Origin of the sequence: Anaerosolibacter sp. (genome assembly GCF_029240175.1) — a bacterium.
Taxonomy (GTDB): domain Bacteria; phylum Bacillota; class Clostridia; order Peptostreptococcales; family Thermotaleaceae; genus Anaerosolibacter.
The window spans coordinates 159,635-178,967 of sequence record NZ_JARBTM010000016.1 but is presented as its reverse complement, the minus strand read 5'-3'; the positions used below and the strand labels follow the sequence as shown (position 1 = coordinate 178,967).

Below are 19,333 nucleotides of genomic sequence, written 5' to 3'. Positions count from 1 at the left end.
CTGCAGCTACTTTGAAGCGCAGGCTTTAAACATATTAGCAGATCAACAGATGTTTACAGAATGCAATGCGCCTTATTTATATAATGCCATGAAAGGCGGTGCAACCTTGCAAGGTTGAACTTCGATTTTTTGCCATACATTTCCTGTAACATAGGGTTCGATTTTTAGCCATTCATCAACAGCCTCACGAGTAGGAAAATCAACAACCATTACGGAACCGATCATTTTTTCATTTTCATCCAATATGGCAAGACCATATAGATCCTTGCCTTCTTTTTGCATGGACTCCACAAGCTTCATATGCTCCCCGCGAACCGCTAGACGTCTTTCCAGTGCGCCCTCGTCTGTTCCATCATAACCAATTACCAAGAATTGCATAGAACCACATCCTTCTCATATTTTATAGGTATGACGATTATATTCTACACTGTCATATGTTTTTCCTGTATCAATATATCTATTATCCTCTGCTCCTTGCCAAATATTGCAATTCATTGAAGTAGAAAAGTGAGAGTTATATAATATGGATAATAGATATAACCCATACAAAGGATGGATAAGATGATAAGAAAACTAAAGAATTTCGTAGAAGAATTGGCGACAACGGAGGTTACACCAAATGTGTACAATCAATATGCCTATGAGTTCATAGAAAATGAAGTGAGAAGAAATAATCTTCTTATTTACTTGAAGCAGATGTGCAAACATAAACCCAAGATTATCCTGGTTGGTGAGGCACCAGGTTATCGAGGCTGTCGGCTGACGGGTGTACCCTTTACCAGTGAGCATCTTTTGATAAATAATATGACCGGCCTTGATTTGTTTGGAAAAGAAGTGGGCTATCGATTGGCTGTAGAGAAGGATAAATTATTAAAGGAAGCTACAGCTACGATCATCTGGGAGACATTATTAAAATACGATATCATATCCCTATCATGGAATGCCTTTCCCTTTCATCCCCACAAAAAAGGAGAACCTCAGAGCAATAGGGCCCCTTTAAAAGGGGAATTGCTGATGGGTGAAAGGCCGCTCTTGGGAATGATTGAAATGTATAACATAAAGCAGGTCGTTGCCGTAGGGGGCAAAGCAGAACAAACTTTAAACAAATTGAATATTCCTTGTCATAAGGTAAGACATCCTGCCCAAGGAGGAAAGAACGAGTTTGTTGAAGGGATGAAAGCATTAAAAGAGAAATTAAGACAATAGGAGAAAAATTTTTGAAAATACTGTTGACTCTCCTGTTAGGGTAGATATTACAATGAAGATATAAATCAAATATGCGCATAGGAGATTTGTGAATATGTATAAAATTGGTGTTTTTTCAAAGATGAATAGGGTCACCATAAAAGCCCTGCGACACTATGACGAAATTGGGTTATTTAAACCATGCTATGTAGACGAAATCACGGGGTATAGATACTATTCATCAAGTCAGCTGCACCAGCTCCATAAGATACTGGCCCTCAAAAGGATCGGCTTTTCACTGGATGAAATTCAGCATACAGTGGAACAGGAAAGCAGTGACCGTCACTTGATTGCCTATCTAGAGGATAAACAAATGGAAATCACAAGAATTATTGAAACGGAGCAGATGCAGCTGGCCCACATCCAATGGTATTTAAAAATCTTGAAACAGGGAGGCGCATATATGAGCTATGCTATTGTGTTAAAGGAACTGCCCGAAGTCATTGTGGCTTCGATGAGGACAGTTATACCAAACTATGATGCCTATTATGAGATATATCCTGAAATGGGAAGATATATGGAGGAACAAGGTGCACAGTGCAGGGTGCCTGAGTATTGCTTTACCATATACCATGATGGAGAATATAAGGAAGCAGACATTGATGTTGAAATCTGTGAGGCTGTGACAGCCTACGGTAAGGATTCCGAAAAAGTAAAATTTAAAAAGGTCGATGGTGTAAAGACTGCAGCCTGTGTTTTGCACAAGGGTCCCTACAGTACCATCGGTATGGCATATGGTGCAGTGACGAAGTGGGCTGGGGAAAACGGATATCAAATCATTGGAGCTCCTCGAGAGTCCTATATTGATGGTATTTGGAACAAGGAAAATGAAGAAGAATGGTTAACAGAGGTACAAATACCAGTAAAATTGAAGTAAGAATGATATAGCAAAAGAGCCTTTGAGAGAAGGCTCTTTTGCTATAGGTAGAAGATGTCAAGACAATTCGAAATATTTTTTCAAAAGTACTTGACGAGATTTTAGTTATGTAATATATTACTTATATAAGTAATATATTACATAACTATCACGAAGAAATAGATGGAGGTACTTTAATAATGAAAAGTCTAGATCAACAGCGGTATATATTTGGCAGTTTGTTTCTTCTTGCCAACAAGCTTCAGGTCATAGGAGATCAATATCTAGGAAAGGATGATATGACTACAAAGCAATGGTTTTTAACGGTGATGATTTCACAGTTTCGCGATAATCCACCTACCCTCAGTGAGGTGGCAGAGCTCATGGGAAGTTCTCGACAAAATGTAAAGCAGCTTGCCTTGAAACTGGAGGAAAAGGAATTTTTAAGAATCGAAAAGGATGAACAGGATGCCAGGGCACTCCGGTTAAAGTTAACGGAGAAAAGTCAAGTATTCTGGGCAAAACGGGAGAATCAGGATAACCAATTCATCATAGAGCTGTTCAGCAGCTTTAATGAAGAAGAAATCAACACCATGGCCAACTGTATCGGAAAGCTAGTTGAAAAAATTGAGAAAATGGGCGAATCATTAAATTTATCATTGGAGGTATGAAAATGAATACATTAATTATCTATGGAAGCAAGCATGGGACTACAGGAAAATGTGCCGCCATGCTTGCTGAGAAGCTCAAAGGAAATGTAGATTTACACAACATAAAGACAACTACAGCACCAGACCTGACGAAATACGATAGGATTGTGATTGGGGGGTCTATTTATGCAGGGAGGATTCAAAAGGAAATAACGGGATTTTGCACACAAAACCTCCCTATCTTAAAAGGGAAGAAGATTGGGTTGTTCATATGCTGCATGTTTCCCAACAATGCCGAAATGCAGCTGAACAGTGCTTTTCCCCAGGAACTATTAAAAAGTGCCATAGCAAAGGAAAACTTCGGGGGTGAAATGCTGATTAGCGATATGAACTTTGCTGAGAAAGCGATCACTAAGATGGTATCAAAGGTGGTTGCCAAGAATGATCCCACCGCTCCCATAAAGGATATGAAACAAGATATATCTATGATCCTTGTAGAAAATATCCATAGATTTGCACAGTCTATGAACAATATTTAGTGGGCTGCTATAATTTTTTTTGAATATATATGCAATATATTGCTAAAATTTAGTGGCCGTTAGGGGCGTGTATATGCATAATATTGAAAAACTAAGATATATATTTGGTAGGTTGTTTTTATTGTCAAACAAACTTCAAAGCTTGGGAGATCAGATGCTTGGCGAAGAGATGACCATAAGACAATGGCTCTTGTCGGTGGGGATTGCACAATTCGGAGATCACTTCCCTACCCTCGGGGAGGTAGCTGGTCTTATGGGCACCTCCCATCAGAATGTAAAGCAGCTGGCACTAAAGCTTCAGAAAAAGGAGTTTTTAGAAATAGAGAAGAATACCAAAGATTTAAGGGAGACCCGTCTGAAGCTGACAGAGAAGAATCAAAGCTTTTGGAAACGACGGCAGGTGGAGATCAAAGATTTCCTAAAGGAGGTCTTTGGAGATTTAAGTCAAGAAGAAATGAAAATGCTATGTGATTGTTTAAATAAGCTCTATGGACGCGTGTCAAAAATAGAGCGTATATAAAAAAGTGAAAGGATGTTTTGTATGAAATTGGTTTTGAAAATTGTAGTATCTATCGTGGTTATTTTTGTTCTGGTTGCGGCAGGGGGTATGTTTTTCCTTACCCGTGGTCTTGATGGAGCAGGCAGTGTACAATTGGAAGGGATAAATTTATCGACAGTAGAAGATGGAATATACATGGGAAAATATGAAGTTGGAAGATGGACCAACCAGGTAAATGTAACGGTTAAAGACCATAAGATCATAGATGTGGAAATTGTTAAGGATGTTCTGTTACCTAAGGCAGAAGTGACAGAAGGTATTATTGCCAAGGTGGTAGAAAAACAAAACACAAATATTGATGCTATTTCAGGTACCACTGTAACCAGCAAAGCATATCTGAAAGCCATTGAAAACGCATTGAAGGAGTAGAACAAAGTTGTTATGAGGGGGAGCGTCCATGTTTAAAAAGCAATTTAAGATACCGATCATTCTTTCCATCATCGTTATGATCTTGGCTATCATTGCTTCAGCAGGAGGTATATTTATCGGAGACTTATACCAGGACAATGTTCAGACAAAGGCTGCATGGTACGGCAATGATCTGGTAACATTGTTTGTCGTTGTACCCCTGATGATTTGGGCTTTATCGTCTGCTGCAAGGGAGTCTTATAGGGCGCAGCTCGTTTGGCTTGGAGGATTGTGGTATATGGTGTACAACTATATATTCTATCTATATGGTGCTGCATTCAATAATTTCTTTTTACTCTATGTAGCCTTGTTTGTCCTATCAACCTATGGATTGATTTTCGCATTGATAAAACTTGATACTAAGAGGATTGCAGAAACATTCAGCACTCGAACACCGGTGAGAAGAGTCAGCTGCTATATGGTTTTTTTCTCCCTATTGTTAGGCGGACTTTGGATTGCGAAGTCTATAGGCTTTATCATGACAGGTCAGGTTCCCCAGGATATCTTGCAAACGGGCCATACAACTGCAATGGTTTATGCCACGGATTTGGCATTGTTGATGCCTGCCACGGTATTGAGTGGAATTTTACTATGGAAGCGAGAGGCATGGGGGTATGTGTTATCAACCATCGTGATGATGAAATGTGTAATGTATAGTCTTGTACTGCTGGTGATGTCAGCAGTAGCCTATTTAAAGATCGGGAAAGGCGACCCCTATATCATACTCTGGTCAGTTCTTGGTACAGGGGCATTCTTGTGTTTGGTCAGCCTTCTAAGAAGCATGAAGGGTAAGGGGGCGGTATTCAATGGATAAGAAGTACATCTTACTCTTGGGATTTCTAATACTAGCTGCGATTATTGTATTTGCAGTTTTTAAGTCTCAAGGACTTAGAAGAACTTACAAGGCAGAGGTTCTGAAAGGCTTGGAACGTACAGGGAAAATGGAACAACAAGTGGTAACGGAAGAGGATATAAAGGACCTGCCTGGGCCGGTTCAAAAATATCTACGCTATGTAGGTGTGGTTGGAAAAGAAAAGGTCAACAATCTAAGAATCACTTTTGATGGGGAATTTAAAACAGATACTGAAAAAGACTGGGCTAAGGTAGATGTAGAGCAATATAGTTTTTTAGATGATCCAACACGATTGTATTTCATGAGGCTGAATATGTCTGGTGTGCCGGTGATTGGTCTTCATCACTATGAAAATGGGGAAGCCATGATGCTGATAAAGTTGGCAGGATTGTTCACGGTGGCTGATGGCAGGGGGCCAGAGATGAATCAAGGTGAAACTGTTACGGTGTTTAACGATATGTGTCTGTTGATGCCGGCTACCCTTATTGATAAAAGAATCCAGTGGGAAGAAATAGACCCATTGACAGTGAAGGCTACATTTGAAAATAAGGGAAATCGCATATCTGCTTTGTTGTATTTTAATGAAAAGGGAGAACTGACTAATTTCGTTTCCGATGATAGATACTATTCTCCAACAGGAACGTCTTATCAGCAAGTGAGATGGTCAACGCCAATTAAGGATTATAAAGAAATGAATGGGGTAAAAATAGTAACCTATGGAGAAGCCATTTGGCATTTCCCAGAGGGAGAATATTGTTATGCCAAGTTCAATGTGAAGGAAATCGAATACAATAGGGAAACCTACAAATAAATCTCCACAAACAAAGCCAAGAAGAACTGTTCTTCTTGGCTTTGTTTGTGAAACCTGCTCCGACAGTATGTAAGAAGACTTCCTTTTTAGAAAAAATTTCTATATAATGAAGGGACAAGGTGGTAAGAATACTAGGTAGAATACATACTTTGGAGGTAAGCATGGAAAGTTATAAATTTATTTTTGATGGCAAGGAATATGAATTGGGTATAGATCCAAATGGAGAACTGATTAACGATGAGGAGCATCCTGTTTCGGGAATTGAAATTCCCGATGTGTTGGCACTGCTTAATCAATGGGAGGAAGTTCAGTTTGATATCGCCCATTATGATCAGCCGTGTCCCAACTGCTTGGCAGGAAAGGCTGAAAAGGAAAAATACTTTAAGTTTTTGGAGTATCACTTTTATATCTATTCAAAAAACGGCCAATATGTGACCAGCAATATTTCTAAGGATATGGAGGACATTTCCTTTAATAAGCTGTTGAAAAAGGGAAAAGTAGATAATAGCTATATTGTAAGTGTAGTCGTATGTGTAAGCTGTGGAGACTATTCCATAGAAATTGAACAATGTGATATTTAAAGATGGATTTAGATAATTTTGTGGAGGTAACCATATGAAATTGGTGTCATGGAATGTAAATGGCCTAAGAGCTTGCGTAGGCAAAGGATTTTTAGAATATTTTAAAGAAGTGGATGCAGATATATTTTGTATCCAGGAATCTAAGCTGCAGGAAGGTCAAATCGACTTGAATCTGGAGGGCTATGGTCAGTACTGGAATTATGCCGTAAAAAAAGGGTATTCAGGAACAGCCGTATTCACAAAAAAGGAGCCTCTGTCGGTTCAATATGGCATAGGGATAGAAGAACATGATCAGGAAGGTCGAGTCATCACCCTGGAGTTTGAAGAATTTTACCTGGTAACCGTATATACGCCGAACTCCCAAAGAGAACTGGCAAGACTAGATTATCGGATGGGATGGGAGGAGGCTTTTAAAGAATATCTTCAGAGGTTAGATGAAGACAAACCTGTTATTATCTGTGGGGATTTGAATGTGGCCCATGCAGAAATTGATCTGAAGAATCCTTCTTCTAACAGAAAAAATGCAGGATTTACCGATGAGGAACGGGATAAAATGACGAGGCTGCTGGGCGCAGGGTTTATTGATACCTTTAGATATTTTTATCCTGATAAGGAAGATGCATATACCTGGTGGTCATACATGGGAAAGGCTAGGGATCGAAATGTTGGTTGGAGAATCGATTATTTTGTTGTCTCTGAGAGGTTAAAGGATAAGCTGCAGGATGCCCAGATCCATGCCAATATCATGGGTAGTGACCATTGTCCAGTAGTGCTGGAAATTAATTTGGGAAAATAATACTGTAGCAAAACATATAGATGTGATCAAGGGGGGACAAAGCATGGCTTTTATAGGGTGGATTGCTGCAGCACTAACCACATTTTCATTTTTGCCCCAGGCGATAAAAACGGTGAAGGAAAAAAACACCTCAGGCATTTCATTAGGTATGTACAGCATGTTTACCGCAGGTGTTTTTCTTTGGATGGTATACGGATTTATCATTGGAGATATTCCTTTGATGTTATCAAATATCGTTACATTTTTATTTGCATCCATTGTTCTTACCATGAAATTGAAGTATAAGTAGTAAACCAAGAATCAAAAGCAGGGAAACGGAGATAATAAAAATCATAAACATGCTTTTGAGGAGGACAAAGATATGTCAAGACTTACAGATGCCATGGAGAGAATTAGAGCCTTGGAATGCCCAACGGGAGATGTGGCGCATCGAGTGACAGGGATTCTTGAGGATTATGAGGTTGCTAATGGTGAAGCTATTACGGTGGAGCGGGAAGGCGAGCTAGGCAAAAATGGCCTGGAGGTATATCGGGCAGAGATTGGCAATGTTGGAGAGCAACCTATTATGATCATCGTACAATCAGGCGCCGATGACTATGTGGCGAAGGTCATAGATGTTCATATAGGTTAGTCTCATGATTTGATAAAACATGAAAATGTATAAAGTAAGTTAGCAAATAAAACCACCGACTATGATGGGACGCATCCATAAGGTGGTTTTTATTCTATACTTCAAAAAAAGTGAAGCATAAAGTCAGGGGGGAATTTATATCAATGAATATTCAAATTTTCGGGGTTAAAAAATGTTTCGATACAAAAAAGGCAGAACGATATTTTAAAGAGAGAAAAATAAACTATCAGTTGATAGATTTGACCATAAAGGGTTTAAGTAAGGGAGAGCTCCAAAGCGTAAGCGCAGCGGTAGGCGTGAATAATTTGATCAACCGTGAAGCAAAGGATTATAAAAAGCTAAATATGGATCGTATCGTTAGTGCAAATCTCCGGGAAGAAATGCTGTTGAAGCATCCAAGTCTTTATAAAACACCTATTGTACGAAATGGAAGACAGGCTACGGTAGGCTATGCACCAGATATTTGGCAAACCTGGGAATAGGTAATAAGAAATTGGAAGAGTGAGTTTCCTAGATAACGGATAAAAAAGAATAAAGATACAAAAAATAGGACTACCAACTGAGAAAGGAGTGATTTTTTTCATGGGTAACTTCAAGGCAGTTTTGGTGGCTTCTTTGTTAGCGATTGTGTTTGCTATTTCATTTGGAATACTTTCAGTACAGCCCGTTGAAGCTTTGACCTTTGATGCTGAAAAGACGACGGTACAGTTAACAGAGGCGCAAAAGAGAGAATTGGCAACACTTCACAAGGATATCTTGATAAAGCGAAAAGAAGTAATCTCAAAATATGTTGAATATGGAGTTATGACTGAGGAAAAAGGCAAGAAAATCATCTCTCGGTTGGAAAAACGTTATGAGAAGCTCGAAGAAAATGGATTTGTTCCAAAGTGGGATAAATCAAAAAAGAAACGTTGTCACTAGTCTTTAAAGGAATACTGCCTCTAGAAATAGAGGCAGTATTTTTTTGGGTATCTTTGATTTATGAATATACAAATGTGGTACTAAATATAATAAAATATCGATTGGCAAAGGAGTGGTAGTTTTGGAAATCGGAATCATAGGTTTGGGAAAGATGGGATACAATCTAGCATTGAACATAAAGGATCATGGTCACAAGGTGTTTGCCTATAATCGATCACCTGAAAAGATACAGGAAGCGGAGAACCAGGGTGTATTAGGTGCATACAGCATAGAAGAACTGGTAGGTAAACTGAGTGCACCGAGGGTCATTTGGCTGATGGTACCTGCAGGGAATCCTGTAGATGAGATGGTAGAAATGCTAATGCCACTGGTGGATCAAGGGGATATGATTATTGATGGGGGAAATTCAAACTACAAAGATACCTTGAGAAGATATGAAAGGTTGAAAGAAAAAGGGATTCGATTTGCAGATGTAGGCACAAGCGGCGGCGTAGAAGGTGCAAGAAACGGCGCTTGTATGATGGTGGGTGCTGAGAAGGATGTTTTTGAGAGGATCGAGCCTCTCATCAAGGATATCTGTGTAGAAAATGGATATGTACATACGGGTGAGAGTGGCTCAGGACATTATGTGAAGATGATTCACAATGGCATCGAATATGGTATGCTTCAAGCAATTGGAGAAGGTTTTGAAATTTTGGAGAAAAGCCAATTCGAATTGGACTATGGAGCTATTGCAAAGGTCTGGAATCATGGTTCTGTGATCCGAGGCTGGTTAATGGAATTAATGGAGAGAGCCTTTGAAAAAGATCCCCAGCTCCAGGCTATTAAAGGGGTGATCCATTCCTCAGGGGAAGGCCTATGGACTGTACAGGAGGCGCTAGAACTACAGGTTCCAGTCCATACCATAGCCAGTTCTTTATTTGTGCGGTATAGATCCCAGCAGGAGGATACCTTCTCTGGAAAGGTCATTGCAGCTTTGCGGAATGAATTTGGAGGACACAGTGTAGAGAAAATGGATAAATAATAGAAAGTAGGTGCGTAGAATGGACTTATCCTGCACCATGATCATATTTGGTGGAACTGGCGACCTGGCCCATAGAAAGCTGATGCCTGCGATCTATAATCTTCTCCATGAGAAGCTTCTCCCTGAAAATTTCGCAGTGGTAGCCGTTGGAAGAAAAGAAAAAACAAGTGAAGGCTATCGAGAGGAAATCTATCACTCTATTAGAGAGTTTTCAAGGTTTAAGGTAGATGAAGGGACATGGAATCATCTAAAAGATAGAATTTACTATAGAACCCTGGATTTTCTACAAGAAGAGGCGTATATTTCATTGGAGGCGTTTTTAAGAGATAAAGCAGATCAGTATCATACAAAGGGAAACAGAGTTTACTATATGGCAGTGGCACCAGAATATTTCGAAGGCATTGTAGATAAGCTGCATCGACATTGTATGGGTGGAGACGTCGCTGGGTGGCAGCGTGTTGTGATTGAAAAACCTTTTGGCAGGGATTTAAGCTCTGCAAAATATCTTAATGACAAAATTGTTCAGGTATTTCAAGAGGAAAATACCTATCGGATCGATCATTATTTGGGAAAAGAAATGCTGCAAAACATCATGGTGCTGCGGTTTGCCAACATGATTTTTGAACCCCTTTGGAATAATAGATTTATCGATCATATACAGATAACTTCCAGTGAAACCGTGGGTGTAGAAAATCGTGGAGATTACTATGAACGATCTGGAGCAATGCGGGATATGGTTCAAAGCCACATGCTTCAGCTCCTAAGCTTGATTGCCATGGAACCCCCTAATGATTTAGATACGGAATCCATAAGGAATGAGAAGGTCAAGGTTTTAAAAGCCCTTAAAAAGATTGAGGGTAAGGACGTTGTCGAAAATACAGTTCGGGGTCAGTATGGATCATATGAAGCTGATAATGGGAAAACCCCTGGATATAGGGAAGAGGTTCGGGTAGATCATCGCTCGGTTACAGAAACATTTGTAGCACTTAGGATTTTTATAGAGAATTTTAGATGGGCTGGCGTACCCTTTTACATAAGAACAGGGAAGCGGATGCCTGAAAAGTCAACGGAGATACTAATACAGTTTAAAACCATGGAAAACATACTGTATTTTAAAGATAAACAGCTGCAGCCCAACATTCTGGTCATCAGAATACAGCCCATGGAAGGAGTATTCTTTCAGTTCAACGCGAAGGAGCCAGGTACACGACAAAGAATCATCCCGGTGGAAATGGATTTTTGTCAGAACTGTCGGGTTGGGATCAACTCTCCGGAGGCTTATGAAAGACTTCTGTATGACGTCATGAGAGGAGATGCTACTCTTTTTGCAAGATGGGATGAAGTGGAATATGCCTGGAAATTTATCGATAGCATTCTTGAAGGATGGAAAGATCATATCCCTGTATTCCCAAATTATGAAGCTGGGACCTGGGGACCTAAGGAAGCAGATGAATTACTAGAAAAAGATCAGAGGAACTGGATCAATAGATAGGAGAATGTACCATGAAGATTTATGATATTTCGATGGATATCCATAAGGATATGACAGTCTATAAGAACAAGGAAGAAAAGAAACCCAGAATCACTGTTGCCCAAGATCATAAGACAGGTAGCTCCTATACCTCCTATATAACCATGGAGATGCATACAGGAACCCACATTGATGCACCCTTACATATGATTGATGGAGGAAGCACCATGGAACTTTATGATCTGGAGAAGTTTATTAGGAAATGCAAGGTATTCGACTTTACGAATGTAGAAGATAAGATTACAGAGGAGCTATTACAGAAAAAGAATATTGAAAAAGATGACTTTATTTTATTGAAAACAAGGAATTCCTTTGTAGAGGATTTTGATTTTCAATTTGTATACCTAGAAAAAAGTGGTGCAGCCTACTTAAAGGAAGTGGGTATTTCAGGTGTAGGTATTGATGCTTTAGGGATTGAAAGAGACCAAGGGGGACATGAAACCCATAAAGCCTTATTGGGTCAAGGCATCATCATTATGGAGGGACTCAGGCTTAAGGAAGTAGCGGAAGGGGAGTACATATTGTGCGCGCCACCTTTAAAAATAAGAAACGTGGAAGCTGCACCCACCAGAGCATTATTGATCAAGGATATACCTTCAAATATTTTTGAATAATGGGTCATACTGCCTCTAGCAATAGAGGCAGTATGTTTTGGGTGAAGATGATTCCATTCCATCGATAGTTTAGTTATAGGATTAGAGAGGAAAAATTAGTAGGATTGTTGAAGTAGTTTAAATATAACTGTACATATAGGCAATTATCGGTTGAGATATATCTCAAATCTGTGAAAGTTTGTTAAGGTGGACCTACAATATACAATTGTTAGATAGTTATCTGATGGAATATGTGTTGTGGGAGCCCGTTCAAGGGAGGTTAAGGATATGAGCAAGCATCGGGTTTGGTTATTGTTAATTGTGTGCAACTTGTTTTGGGCAGGGAACTATGTGTTTGGTAAGTATGTAACTGCAGAGGTTACACCGTTGTGGATTACATTTCTTCGTTGGACATTTGCCATACTTCTATTGTTTCCCATTGCCCACTTCCTAGAAAAGCCAGAATGGAAATCCATAAAAAAAGTATGGCCTTCCTTGGTGGCTATGGCAATATTGGGGATTATTGCTTACAATATGCTTCTATACTCAGCTTTGGACTACACTTCTCCTACCAATGCAGCATTTGTCAGTGCACTAAACCCTGGAGTCATGGTCATTTTCTCAGTACTTCTAACCCGGGAAAAAATATCTAAGATACAAATCCTAGGGATTTCGATTTCCCTCATAGGTGTGCTGGTGCTTTTGACCCAAGGAAATATCACCAAGGTTTTTCAAACCACCTACAATAGAGGAGACTTGCTCATGGTGGGTGCTGTCATGGTATGGACAGGATACTCTATTTTGGGCAGGCGGTTGACGTCTATTCCCCCCATTACAGCCACAGCAGTTTCAGCATTGTTTGCCGTGATGATGATGGCACCCTTTGCGTTCTGGCAAGGCATTGATTTGTCAAGCTTGAGTCCATTGGCCATAACGGGAATTGCCTATATGATCATCTTTCCTTCTGTCGGTTCATTTGTTTTTTGGAACATCTCAGTCCGGGAAATCGGCCCTGGTAAAGCAGGAATTTTTCTAAACTTGATTCCTGTTTTTACCGCAGTGATCAGCGGTATTTTGGGAGAACGAATTCTGGGCACCCAAATGATCGGTGGACTATTTGTATTTACAGGTGTATACTTGACAACGGGAATGCTGGAAAAAAGATTGGCAGCCAAAGAATGAAAAAGGGAGTTCTTCAACTGAAGAGTTCCCTTTTTCTATGATGTTGCATCGTATCAATGAGCAGGAGAGCCGATAAAATCCGGTGAATTATTAGAAAAGTTAAAAAAGTTATTGACTTAACATGTACGTACAAGTTATAATAAACCAAAGCTACATGTACGTACATGTCCTACATAGGAGAAAAGGTTTTTAATTGGATCTCTCATGCGGTACACTATTAAAAGAATAAAAGGGGGGTTTTGGGTTTGGCTAAGTTTTCGAATGAGGTTTTGGAATTATTAGCATTTATTGGTGGTAAAGACAATATTGCCACGGTATCCCATTGTGCAACAAGGCTGCGGTTTGTTTTAAAAGACCCGAAAAAAGCGGACATTGAGAAGATTGAAGGAATAAAGGCTGTAAAAGGTACATTTACTCAAGCTGGTCAATTTCAGATCATTATTGGAAATGATGTATCTACCTTCTACAATGAGCTTGTACAAAAAGCAAAAATAGAGACTGCCAGTAAGGATGAAGTGAAGAAGGCTGCGCGACAAAATCTAAATCTATTACAAAGATTGATTTCCCATCTGGGTGAAATCTTTGCACCATTGATCCCAGCCATTGTTGTTGGAGGTTTGATCTTAGGCTTCCGGAATGTGATTGGAGATATTAAGCTTCTAGAGGAAGGAACGAAATCCCTAACAGAAGTTTCTCAGTTCTGGAGTGGTGTCCATCATTTCTTATGGTTAATTGGTGAAGCAGTATTTTTCTTCCTTCCAGTAGGGATTACCTGGTCTATTTCTAAGAAAATGGGAACTACCCAGATATTAGGAATCATACTGGGAATTACCTTGGTTTCACCTCAGCTGTTAAATGCCTATGGGGTGGCAGGAGGTGCTGAGGCACCTGTTTGGGATTTTGGATTTACTCAGATAAAGATGATTGGGTATCAAGCCCAGGTTATACCAGCCATATTGGCAGGATTTGTCCTAGCAAACCTTGAGATCAAATTAAGAGATATTGTACCCGATTATATTTCCATGATCGTCGTACCATTTTTCGGATTGGTACCTACAGTACTCCTTGCTCACGTAGTATTAGGTCCTATTGGCTGGGCAATCGGTTCTGTGATATCTGATGTTGTATATACAGGATTAACTTCATCTTTAGGATGGCTGTTTGCAGCAGTTTTTGGATTTACCTACGCGCCTTTGGTAATTACTGGGTTACATCATATGACCAATGCCATTGACCTACAGCTGATGAGTGAGCTGGGGGGCACCAATCTATGGCCGATGATTGCCTTATCAAATATTGCCCAAGGCTCTGCGGTATTGGCTATGATCTACTTGAACAAGGATGATGAAGAAGAAAAGCAAGTATCTATTCCAGCGGCGATTTCATGCTATCTAGGGGTTACTGAGCCAGCGATGTTTGGTATCAACCTAAAGTATGTATATCCATTCTTTGCAGCCATGATAGGATCAGCTACGGCAGCGGTATTATCCGTGGGTACGGGGGTTATGGCGAACTCCATTGGCGTTGGAGGGTTACCAGGAATTTTATCGATTCAACCTCAGCACATGATTACCTTTGCCATCGCCATGGTGGCTGCTATTGCAGTACCATTTTTACTCACCATTGCTTTTGCCAAGAAAAAATCATTATTTAAGAAAGAAAAGAAAGTGACGGCTTAAGATAGAGCTGAAAAGAAGTCATAAAGAATACAACAAGGAAGGAGAGGGGAGTCAAGATCCCCTTCTTTTTCTTAATAGAAAAGAAATGCTTTTGTTCTATATTGCAGATATGATTGGACTTTATTACCTATAGCTGAAGGAGCAGATCGTATGAAGGACTTTAGAAAGAGCGTGGTGTATCAAATCTATCCCAAATCCTTTCATGACGCCAATGGAGATGGATTCGGTGACTTAAAGGGCGTAACAGAAAAACTGGATTATTTAAAGGCTTTAGGTGTGGATTATATATGGCTGACACCCTTTTATGTTTCTCCCCAAAGAGACAATGGATATGATGTGGCAGATTACTGTAATATTGATCCTCTGTTTGGAACCATGGAAGACTTTGAAGAAATGGTGACCCAAGCCCAATGCAGGGGAATTGATGTGATGCTGGATATGGTATTTAATCACACATCCACCGCCCATCCATGGTTTCGAAAAGCTATAGAGGGAGACGACAAATATAAGCAGTATTATATCTTTAAACCGCCTAAACATGGGAAAGAACCAACCAACTGGGCTTCTAAATTTGGTGGATCAGCTTGGCAATATGTAGAGGACCTTGATGAATACTATCTGCATCTATTTGATACCACCCAGGCAGATTTAAACTGGGAGAATGAAGATCTAAGAAAAGAGATTTATGATATCGTAAACTTTTGGATTCAAAAAGGAGTAAAGGGTTTTCGTCTAGATGTTATTAATTTGATTTCAAAGCCAGACCATTATGAAGATGACCTAGCGGGTGATGGACGAAGTTTCTATACAGATGGACCCCGTATACACCATTATTTAAAAGGTCTGAATAGAGAAACCTTTGGAAGACGGGAAGATATTATTACCGTAGGGGAAATGTCTTCTACCACCATTGATAACTGCATCAAGTATTCAAATCCAGTGGAAAAGGAATTATCCATGGTATTTAATTTTCACCATCTAAAAGTGGACTACAAGGATGGAGACAAATGGACCCGAATGGATTTTGATTTCAAGCAATTGAAACGGATTTTTAATGAATGGCACACCGGAATGGAAGAAGGCAATGGATGGAATGCAGTATTTTGGTGCAATCACGATCAACCTCGGATTGTATCACGATTTGGGGATGATGGAAAGTATCATGGGGAGTCGGCCAAGATGCTGGCTACTGCCATACACATGCTCAGGGGAACTCCTTATATTTACCAGGGAGAAGAAATCGGTATGACCAACCCATACTTTGAGGAAATCGATCAATATAAGGATGTGGAATCCATCAACTACTATGACATCCTGCTGAAGCAAGGGAAAGACCAGAAGGAAATCCTAGAAACCCTAAAGGCAAAGTCCCGGGATAATTCCCGTACACCTATGCAGTGGAACAGCCAAGGTCATGGGGGATTTACAACAGGGACACCTTGGATATCTATAGGAAAAAATTATCAACAAATCAATGTAGAAAATGCACTGAAAGATCCAAATTCTATATTCCATCATTATCAGCAGTTGATCCGTTTGCGTAAGATATTAGACATTATTCCCTATGGTACGTATCAGCCCCTATTGGAGCAGGATGCCCATATATTTGCCTATATCAGGGCCTATCAGTCAGAAAGATTATTGGTGGTGAATAATTTCTTTGGTCAAGATGCATGGTTTGAATTGCCACAGGAAGTCAACCTGGATGGGTATAGAAGTAAAATATTGATTTCCAATTACGCCGATTCCCCACGATCATTTAGAAAAATGAAGCTGCGTCCCTATGAGGCTATCGTATATCACCTTGAAAAATGAGGATAAAAATGGTAAAATGACTACGGTGATGAAAGATGGATAGCAAATACTTTACAATTTTTAATGAAATCGTGAGCAAAATTGAAAATGGCAAGTTGGAGTCTGGTGTGAAGCTTCCCTCAGAGAATGAATTGATGAAAATTTATGAGGTTTCCAGAGATACCATCAGAAAAGCCCTTAATTTGCTGGAGCGAAACGGATACATCCAAAAAATAAAGGGCAAAGGTTCCTTTGTTTTAGATATCCATAAATTCGATTTCAGCGTATCAGGTCTTACCAGTTTTAAAGAACTGGCTGAAAGAATGGATGCAAAGTCAAATACTATTTTAGAGGAATTGTCAATTATCGAACCCGATGACTATCTAAGAAAACAGTTAGACTTGTCCAAGCATGAGGACGTATGGAAGGTCATCAGAGTTAGAGAAATCGAGGATATGAAGATCATTTTAGACAAAGATTTTCTTAATAGAAAAGTAGTACCCTATTTGACAAGGGAAATTTGCGAAAACTCTATATATGAATATCTTGAGAATGACTTAGGGTTGAAAATCAGCTTTGCAAAAAAAGAAATTACCGTTCAACAGGCTACCGAGGAAGATCGAAAGCACTTAGATTTGGAAGGCCACACCATGATTGTTGTCGTAAAAAACTATACCTATTTGGAAGATGCCAGCCTTTTTCAATATACAGAATCCAGACATAGACCGGATAAATTTAGATTTGTGGATTTTGCCAGAAGAAAGCATTAAGTAACAATAGAAGAGAGAAAGAACATAAAAAATGCCATGATTCTTTGAAACGGATCATGGCATTTTTTGGTATGTTGGCAAGAACAGGATATTCGTTTGACATATGACTTGCTGTATTATACCATTATATTGGTTAGTGGTGAAGAAAATAACTACAATACTGAAAAAAGCTGACTGGAGGAACCTTTTCATGGGCCATTTTCACACGTTGATGTATCATGAGATTATTAAGAAAGACGATTTCCATATGAATAGTCCGTCCAAAATCGTCGTCAATCAAGGATATGAGGATGTACTGCCAAAGCCTTTGTTTGTTTTTTTAGAAGACTTTGAAGCACAAATGCAGTACTTGTACGAAAACGATTATCATACCCTGGGATTAGAAGAAATCATAGACTTTTTTTATAACAATAAGCCTTTACCAGAGAAATCCGTGTTGTTAACCTTTGATGATCTGTATCAATCGGTTTTACACTACGCTTACCCTATTTTAAAAAAATATCAGTTTCATGCTGTAGGGTTTGTGGTACTGGATTGGCTTTTCAATGAATTTAGGCCCTATGCCAATAGTCAGTCCGTGTGCCTTTCGAAGGAAGAGCTAGAAAACATGAAAGATGTTTTTGAATATGCCAACCATACAAAGAGCCTACATACCAGAAATGATGGACTTACGGCATTGCAAACCGTGGATGAAGCAGACTTCCGTGGAGATATTATGGCATGTGAGGATTACGTAAGTACAAAAAAAGTATTTGCCTACCCCTTTGGCATTCTCACAGAAGAAGTGGTGGCGTGGCTTCAGGATATGGGATTTCATCTGGCTTTTACCACAGAAGCGGGGCCGAATGATTTAGGAACAGATCCTCTAAAGCTCAAGAGAAATGGCGTATTTTTAGGCTTAGGATTGGACAAGTTTCAAGAGATATTTAAGAAATAGTGAATGGAGGAAAAATGATGAAAAAGTATAGTGTATTATTAACAGTATTGATTGCCCTAGGATTATTGGTCACTGGATGCGGGTCAAAGCCAGCACCGGTGGAAACACCACCAGAAGAGGCAGCAGCACCCATAAAATTTGCAACCCTTCCTGCGGAATCAGCAATTCCATTGATTATTGCCAAGGAAAAGGGATTTTTTGAAGAAGAGGGAGTCAATATTGAACTGGTACCCTTTAATTCTCCCAATGATCGTAATGTAGCAGTACAGGCAGGTCAGATCGATGGAATGATCGCAGATGTTATGACATCTTTAACCTTCCATGAAGCTGGATTTGGCATGAAGATTACTTCTGATATCAATGAAGATTTCAAGCTATTAACCTCACCAAACTCTGGCATCGACACCTTCGATAAACTAAACAACAAAGATGTGTCCATTATTCCTAACTTGATTTTGGAATACATCATGGATGAGATGGCAGAAAAAAATGGCATCAGCTATGAAATCGTAGCAATTCCGTCCATTCCTGCTCGTTTCGAGGCACTAATGGCGGATCAAGTCAGTGCCGTTGTCTTTACGGAGCCCCAGGCTACATTACTTGCCTCTAGGGGTGCTAAAGTATTGGCTGGCTCTAAAGAATATGGATTAAAAGCAGGAACATTATTATTTAGTGAAAAGATTATTGCAGCCCAGCCTAAGGGATTAAAAGGATTCTACAATGCATATAACAAGGCGGTAGACTATATAAATGAAACAGATGCATCTGAGTATGGCCAGATTCTTACCAGCTATGGATTCCCGGATGCGGTGGTAAGTTATTTAAACAGTGATGTAACCTACGAGAAGGCCCGGAAGATTACGGATGAGAGCTTTGCAGATGTTTTAGAATGGGCAAAAGCAAAGGAAATGATCAAAGAGACCTACGAACTGAAGGATGTAAGTGATTTTAGCTTTATTGAATAGTTTTAGAA

General features: G+C 39.6%; 24 protein-coding genes. 23 read left to right on the top strand and 1 reads right to left on the bottom strand.

The features are described from left to right. Nucleotides 1-72: 72 nt before the first annotated feature. Nucleotides 73-378, bottom strand: a complete 306-nt coding sequence (locus K0R93_RS12705) for a YciI family protein (protein WP_300301888.1) — start codon at nt 376-378, stop codon at nt 73-75. Between the two features lie 183 nt (nt 379-561). On the opposite strand from K0R93_RS12705, the gene K0R93_RS12700 reads away from it, so the two are divergent. From K0R93_RS12700 to K0R93_RS12590, 23 genes are all read left to right on the top strand, one after another. Next, nucleotides 562-1,206, top strand: coding sequence for a uracil-DNA glycosylase (locus K0R93_RS12700; RefSeq protein ID WP_300301886.1), 645 nt, complete (start codon nt 562-564; stop codon nt 1,204-1,206). 94 nt (nt 1,207-1,300) lie between these two features. Further along, the gene (locus K0R93_RS12695) at nt 1,301-2,122 is read left to right on the top strand and encodes a MerR family transcriptional regulator (RefSeq protein ID WP_300301883.1); all 822 of its coding nucleotides are present in this window, start codon (nt 1,301-1,303) and stop codon (nt 2,120-2,122) included. 179 nt (nt 2,123-2,301) lie between these two features. After that, nucleotides 2,302-2,772 (top strand): MarR family winged helix-turn-helix transcriptional regulator, encoded by a 471-nt coding sequence (locus K0R93_RS12690; RefSeq protein WP_300301880.1) that lies wholly within the window; start codon nt 2,302-2,304, stop codon nt 2,770-2,772. A 2-nt stretch (nt 2,773-2,774) separates the two neighbouring features. Next, nucleotides 2,775-3,290 carry a flavodoxin domain-containing protein gene (locus K0R93_RS12685; RefSeq protein WP_300301877.1) on the top strand — a complete coding sequence of 172 codons (516 nt, stop codon included), beginning with the start codon at nt 2,775-2,777 and terminating at the stop codon, nt 3,288-3,290. 73 nt (nt 3,291-3,363) lie between these two features. Then, entirely contained in the window at nt 3,364-3,810 is a 447-nt protein-coding gene (locus tag K0R93_RS12680; protein WP_300301875.1) for a MarR family winged helix-turn-helix transcriptional regulator, read from the top strand. A 21-nt stretch (nt 3,811-3,831) separates the two neighbouring features. Further along, nucleotides 3,832-4,218 carry an FMN-binding protein gene (locus tag K0R93_RS12675; protein WP_300301873.1) on the top strand — a complete coding sequence of 129 codons (387 nt, stop codon included), beginning with the start codon at nt 3,832-3,834 and terminating at the stop codon, nt 4,216-4,218. 28 nt (nt 4,219-4,246) lie between these two features. Further along, nucleotides 4,247-5,071 (top strand): hypothetical protein, encoded by an 825-nt coding sequence (locus K0R93_RS12670; RefSeq protein ID WP_300301871.1) that lies wholly within the window; start codon nt 4,247-4,249, stop codon nt 5,069-5,071. Beyond that, nucleotides 5,064-5,921 carry a DUF6544 family protein gene (locus K0R93_RS12665; protein WP_300301868.1) on the top strand — a complete coding sequence of 286 codons (858 nt, stop codon included), beginning with the start codon at nt 5,064-5,066 and terminating at the stop codon, nt 5,919-5,921. Before K0R93_RS12670 ends, K0R93_RS12665 begins: the two co-directional genes overlap by 8 nt. A gap of 161 nt (nt 5,922-6,082) precedes the next feature. Next, nucleotides 6,083-6,502, top strand: coding sequence for a DUF3785 family protein (locus K0R93_RS12660; RefSeq protein ID WP_300301866.1), 420 nt, complete (start codon nt 6,083-6,085; stop codon nt 6,500-6,502). A 34-nt stretch (nt 6,503-6,536) separates the two neighbouring features. Further along, a complete protein-coding gene (locus K0R93_RS12655; RefSeq protein ID WP_300301864.1) occupies nt 6,537-7,298 on the top strand; it encodes an exodeoxyribonuclease III in 762 nt (253 codons plus the stop codon). 43 nt (nt 7,299-7,341) lie between these two features. Next, nucleotides 7,342-7,587, top strand: coding sequence for a SemiSWEET transporter (locus K0R93_RS12650; protein WP_300301862.1), 246 nt, complete (start codon nt 7,342-7,344; stop codon nt 7,585-7,587). Nucleotides 7,588-7,659: 72 nt separating this feature from the next. Further along, nucleotides 7,660-7,929, top strand: coding sequence for a hypothetical protein (locus tag K0R93_RS12645; protein WP_300301860.1), 270 nt, complete (start codon nt 7,660-7,662; stop codon nt 7,927-7,929). 143 nt (nt 7,930-8,072) lie between these two features. After that, a complete protein-coding gene (locus tag K0R93_RS12640) occupies nt 8,073-8,411 on the top strand; it encodes an arsenate reductase family protein (protein ID WP_300301858.1) in 339 nt (112 codons plus the stop codon). 100 nt (nt 8,412-8,511) lie between these two features. Continuing rightward, nucleotides 8,512-8,850: a YckD family protein gene (locus K0R93_RS12635; RefSeq protein WP_300301856.1), complete on the top strand. Its 339-nt coding sequence runs from the start codon at nt 8,512-8,514 to the stop codon at nt 8,848-8,850. 121 nt (nt 8,851-8,971) lie between these two features. Beyond that, a complete protein-coding gene (gnd, locus tag K0R93_RS12630; RefSeq protein ID WP_300301854.1) occupies nt 8,972-9,874 on the top strand; it encodes a phosphogluconate dehydrogenase (NAD(+)-dependent, decarboxylating) in 903 nt (300 codons plus the stop codon). Between the two features lie 19 nt (nt 9,875-9,893). Continuing rightward, nucleotides 9,894-11,366, top strand: a complete 1,473-nt coding sequence (zwf, locus tag K0R93_RS12625) for a glucose-6-phosphate dehydrogenase (RefSeq protein ID WP_300301851.1) — start codon at nt 9,894-9,896, stop codon at nt 11,364-11,366. An 11-nt stretch (nt 11,367-11,377) separates the two neighbouring features. Continuing rightward, nucleotides 11,378-12,019, top strand: a complete 642-nt coding sequence (locus K0R93_RS12620; protein WP_300301849.1) for a cyclase family protein — start codon at nt 11,378-11,380, stop codon at nt 12,017-12,019. Nucleotides 12,020-12,286: 267 nt separating this feature from the next. Then, nucleotides 12,287-13,180: a DMT family transporter gene (locus K0R93_RS12615; RefSeq protein ID WP_300301847.1), complete on the top strand. Its 894-nt coding sequence runs from the start codon at nt 12,287-12,289 to the stop codon at nt 13,178-13,180. Nucleotides 13,181-13,425: 245 nt separating this feature from the next. Continuing rightward, nucleotides 13,426-14,859 carry a PTS system trehalose-specific EIIBC component gene (gene treP, locus K0R93_RS12610; protein ID WP_300301845.1) on the top strand — a complete coding sequence of 478 codons (1,434 nt, stop codon included), beginning with the start codon at nt 13,426-13,428 and terminating at the stop codon, nt 14,857-14,859. Nucleotides 14,860-15,009: 150 nt separating this feature from the next. Further along, entirely contained in the window at nt 15,010-16,674 is a 1,665-nt protein-coding gene (gene treC, locus K0R93_RS12605; RefSeq protein WP_300301843.1) for an alpha,alpha-phosphotrehalase, read from the top strand. A gap of 35 nt (nt 16,675-16,709) precedes the next feature. Further along, a complete protein-coding gene (gene treR, locus K0R93_RS12600; protein WP_300301841.1) occupies nt 16,710-17,423 on the top strand; it encodes a trehalose operon repressor in 714 nt (237 codons plus the stop codon). A 190-nt stretch (nt 17,424-17,613) separates the two neighbouring features. Continuing rightward, on the top strand, nt 17,614-18,360 hold the full coding sequence (locus K0R93_RS12595) for a polysaccharide deacetylase family protein (RefSeq protein WP_300301838.1): 747 nt from the start codon (nt 17,614-17,616) through the stop codon (nt 18,358-18,360). Between the two features lie 17 nt (nt 18,361-18,377). Then, nucleotides 18,378-19,325 (top strand): ABC transporter substrate-binding protein, encoded by a 948-nt coding sequence (locus K0R93_RS12590; protein WP_300301836.1) that lies wholly within the window; start codon nt 18,378-18,380, stop codon nt 19,323-19,325. Nucleotides 19,326-19,333 lie beyond the last annotated feature (8 nt).

Coding starts and splice junctions, on each gene's coding strand:
- K0R93_RS12675 (WP_300301873.1), top strand. CDS start 3,832: ATGAAATTGGTTTTGAAAATTGTAGTATCTATCGTGGTTATTTTTGTT.
- K0R93_RS12590 (WP_300301836.1), top strand. CDS start 18,378: ATGAAAAAGTATAGTGTATTATTAACAGTATTGATTGCCCTAGGATTA.
- K0R93_RS12685 (WP_300301877.1), top strand. CDS start 2,775: ATGAATACATTAATTATCTATGGAAGCAAGCATGGGACTACAGGAAAA.
- K0R93_RS12620 (WP_300301849.1), top strand. CDS start 11,378: ATGAAGATTTATGATATTTCGATGGATATCCATAAGGATATGACAGTC.
- treR (WP_300301841.1), top strand. CDS start 16,710: ATGGATAGCAAATACTTTACAATTTTTAATGAAATCGTGAGCAAAATT.
- K0R93_RS12635 (WP_300301856.1), top strand. CDS start 8,512: ATGGGTAACTTCAAGGCAGTTTTGGTGGCTTCTTTGTTAGCGATTGTG.
- treC (WP_300301843.1), top strand. CDS start 15,010: ATGAAGGACTTTAGAAAGAGCGTGGTGTATCAAATCTATCCCAAATCC.
- K0R93_RS12650 (WP_300301862.1), top strand. CDS start 7,342: ATGGCTTTTATAGGGTGGATTGCTGCAGCACTAACCACATTTTCATTT.
- K0R93_RS12665 (WP_300301868.1), top strand. CDS start 5,064: ATGGATAAGAAGTACATCTTACTCTTGGGATTTCTAATACTAGCTGCG.
- K0R93_RS12645 (WP_300301860.1), top strand. CDS start 7,660: ATGTCAAGACTTACAGATGCCATGGAGAGAATTAGAGCCTTGGAATGC.
- K0R93_RS12655 (WP_300301864.1), top strand. CDS start 6,537: ATGAAATTGGTGTCATGGAATGTAAATGGCCTAAGAGCTTGCGTAGGC.
- K0R93_RS12705 (WP_300301888.1), bottom strand. CDS start 378: ATGCAATTCTTGGTAATTGGTTATGATGGAACAGACGAGGGCGCACTG.
- K0R93_RS12700 (WP_300301886.1), top strand. CDS start 562: ATGATAAGAAAACTAAAGAATTTCGTAGAAGAATTGGCGACAACGGAG.
- K0R93_RS12690 (WP_300301880.1), top strand. CDS start 2,302: ATGAAAAGTCTAGATCAACAGCGGTATATATTTGGCAGTTTGTTTCTT.
- K0R93_RS12660 (WP_300301866.1), top strand. CDS start 6,083: ATGGAAAGTTATAAATTTATTTTTGATGGCAAGGAATATGAATTGGGT.
- K0R93_RS12595 (WP_300301838.1), top strand. CDS start 17,614: ATGGGCCATTTTCACACGTTGATGTATCATGAGATTATTAAGAAAGAC.
- K0R93_RS12670 (WP_300301871.1), top strand. CDS start 4,247: ATGTTTAAAAAGCAATTTAAGATACCGATCATTCTTTCCATCATCGTT.
- K0R93_RS12640 (WP_300301858.1), top strand. CDS start 8,073: ATGAATATTCAAATTTTCGGGGTTAAAAAATGTTTCGATACAAAAAAG.
- K0R93_RS12615 (WP_300301847.1), top strand. CDS start 12,287: ATGAGCAAGCATCGGGTTTGGTTATTGTTAATTGTGTGCAACTTGTTT.
- zwf (WP_300301851.1), top strand. CDS start 9,894: ATGGACTTATCCTGCACCATGATCATATTTGGTGGAACTGGCGACCTG.
- K0R93_RS12680 (WP_300301875.1), top strand. CDS start 3,364: ATGCATAATATTGAAAAACTAAGATATATATTTGGTAGGTTGTTTTTA.
- K0R93_RS12695 (WP_300301883.1), top strand. CDS start 1,301: ATGTATAAAATTGGTGTTTTTTCAAAGATGAATAGGGTCACCATAAAA.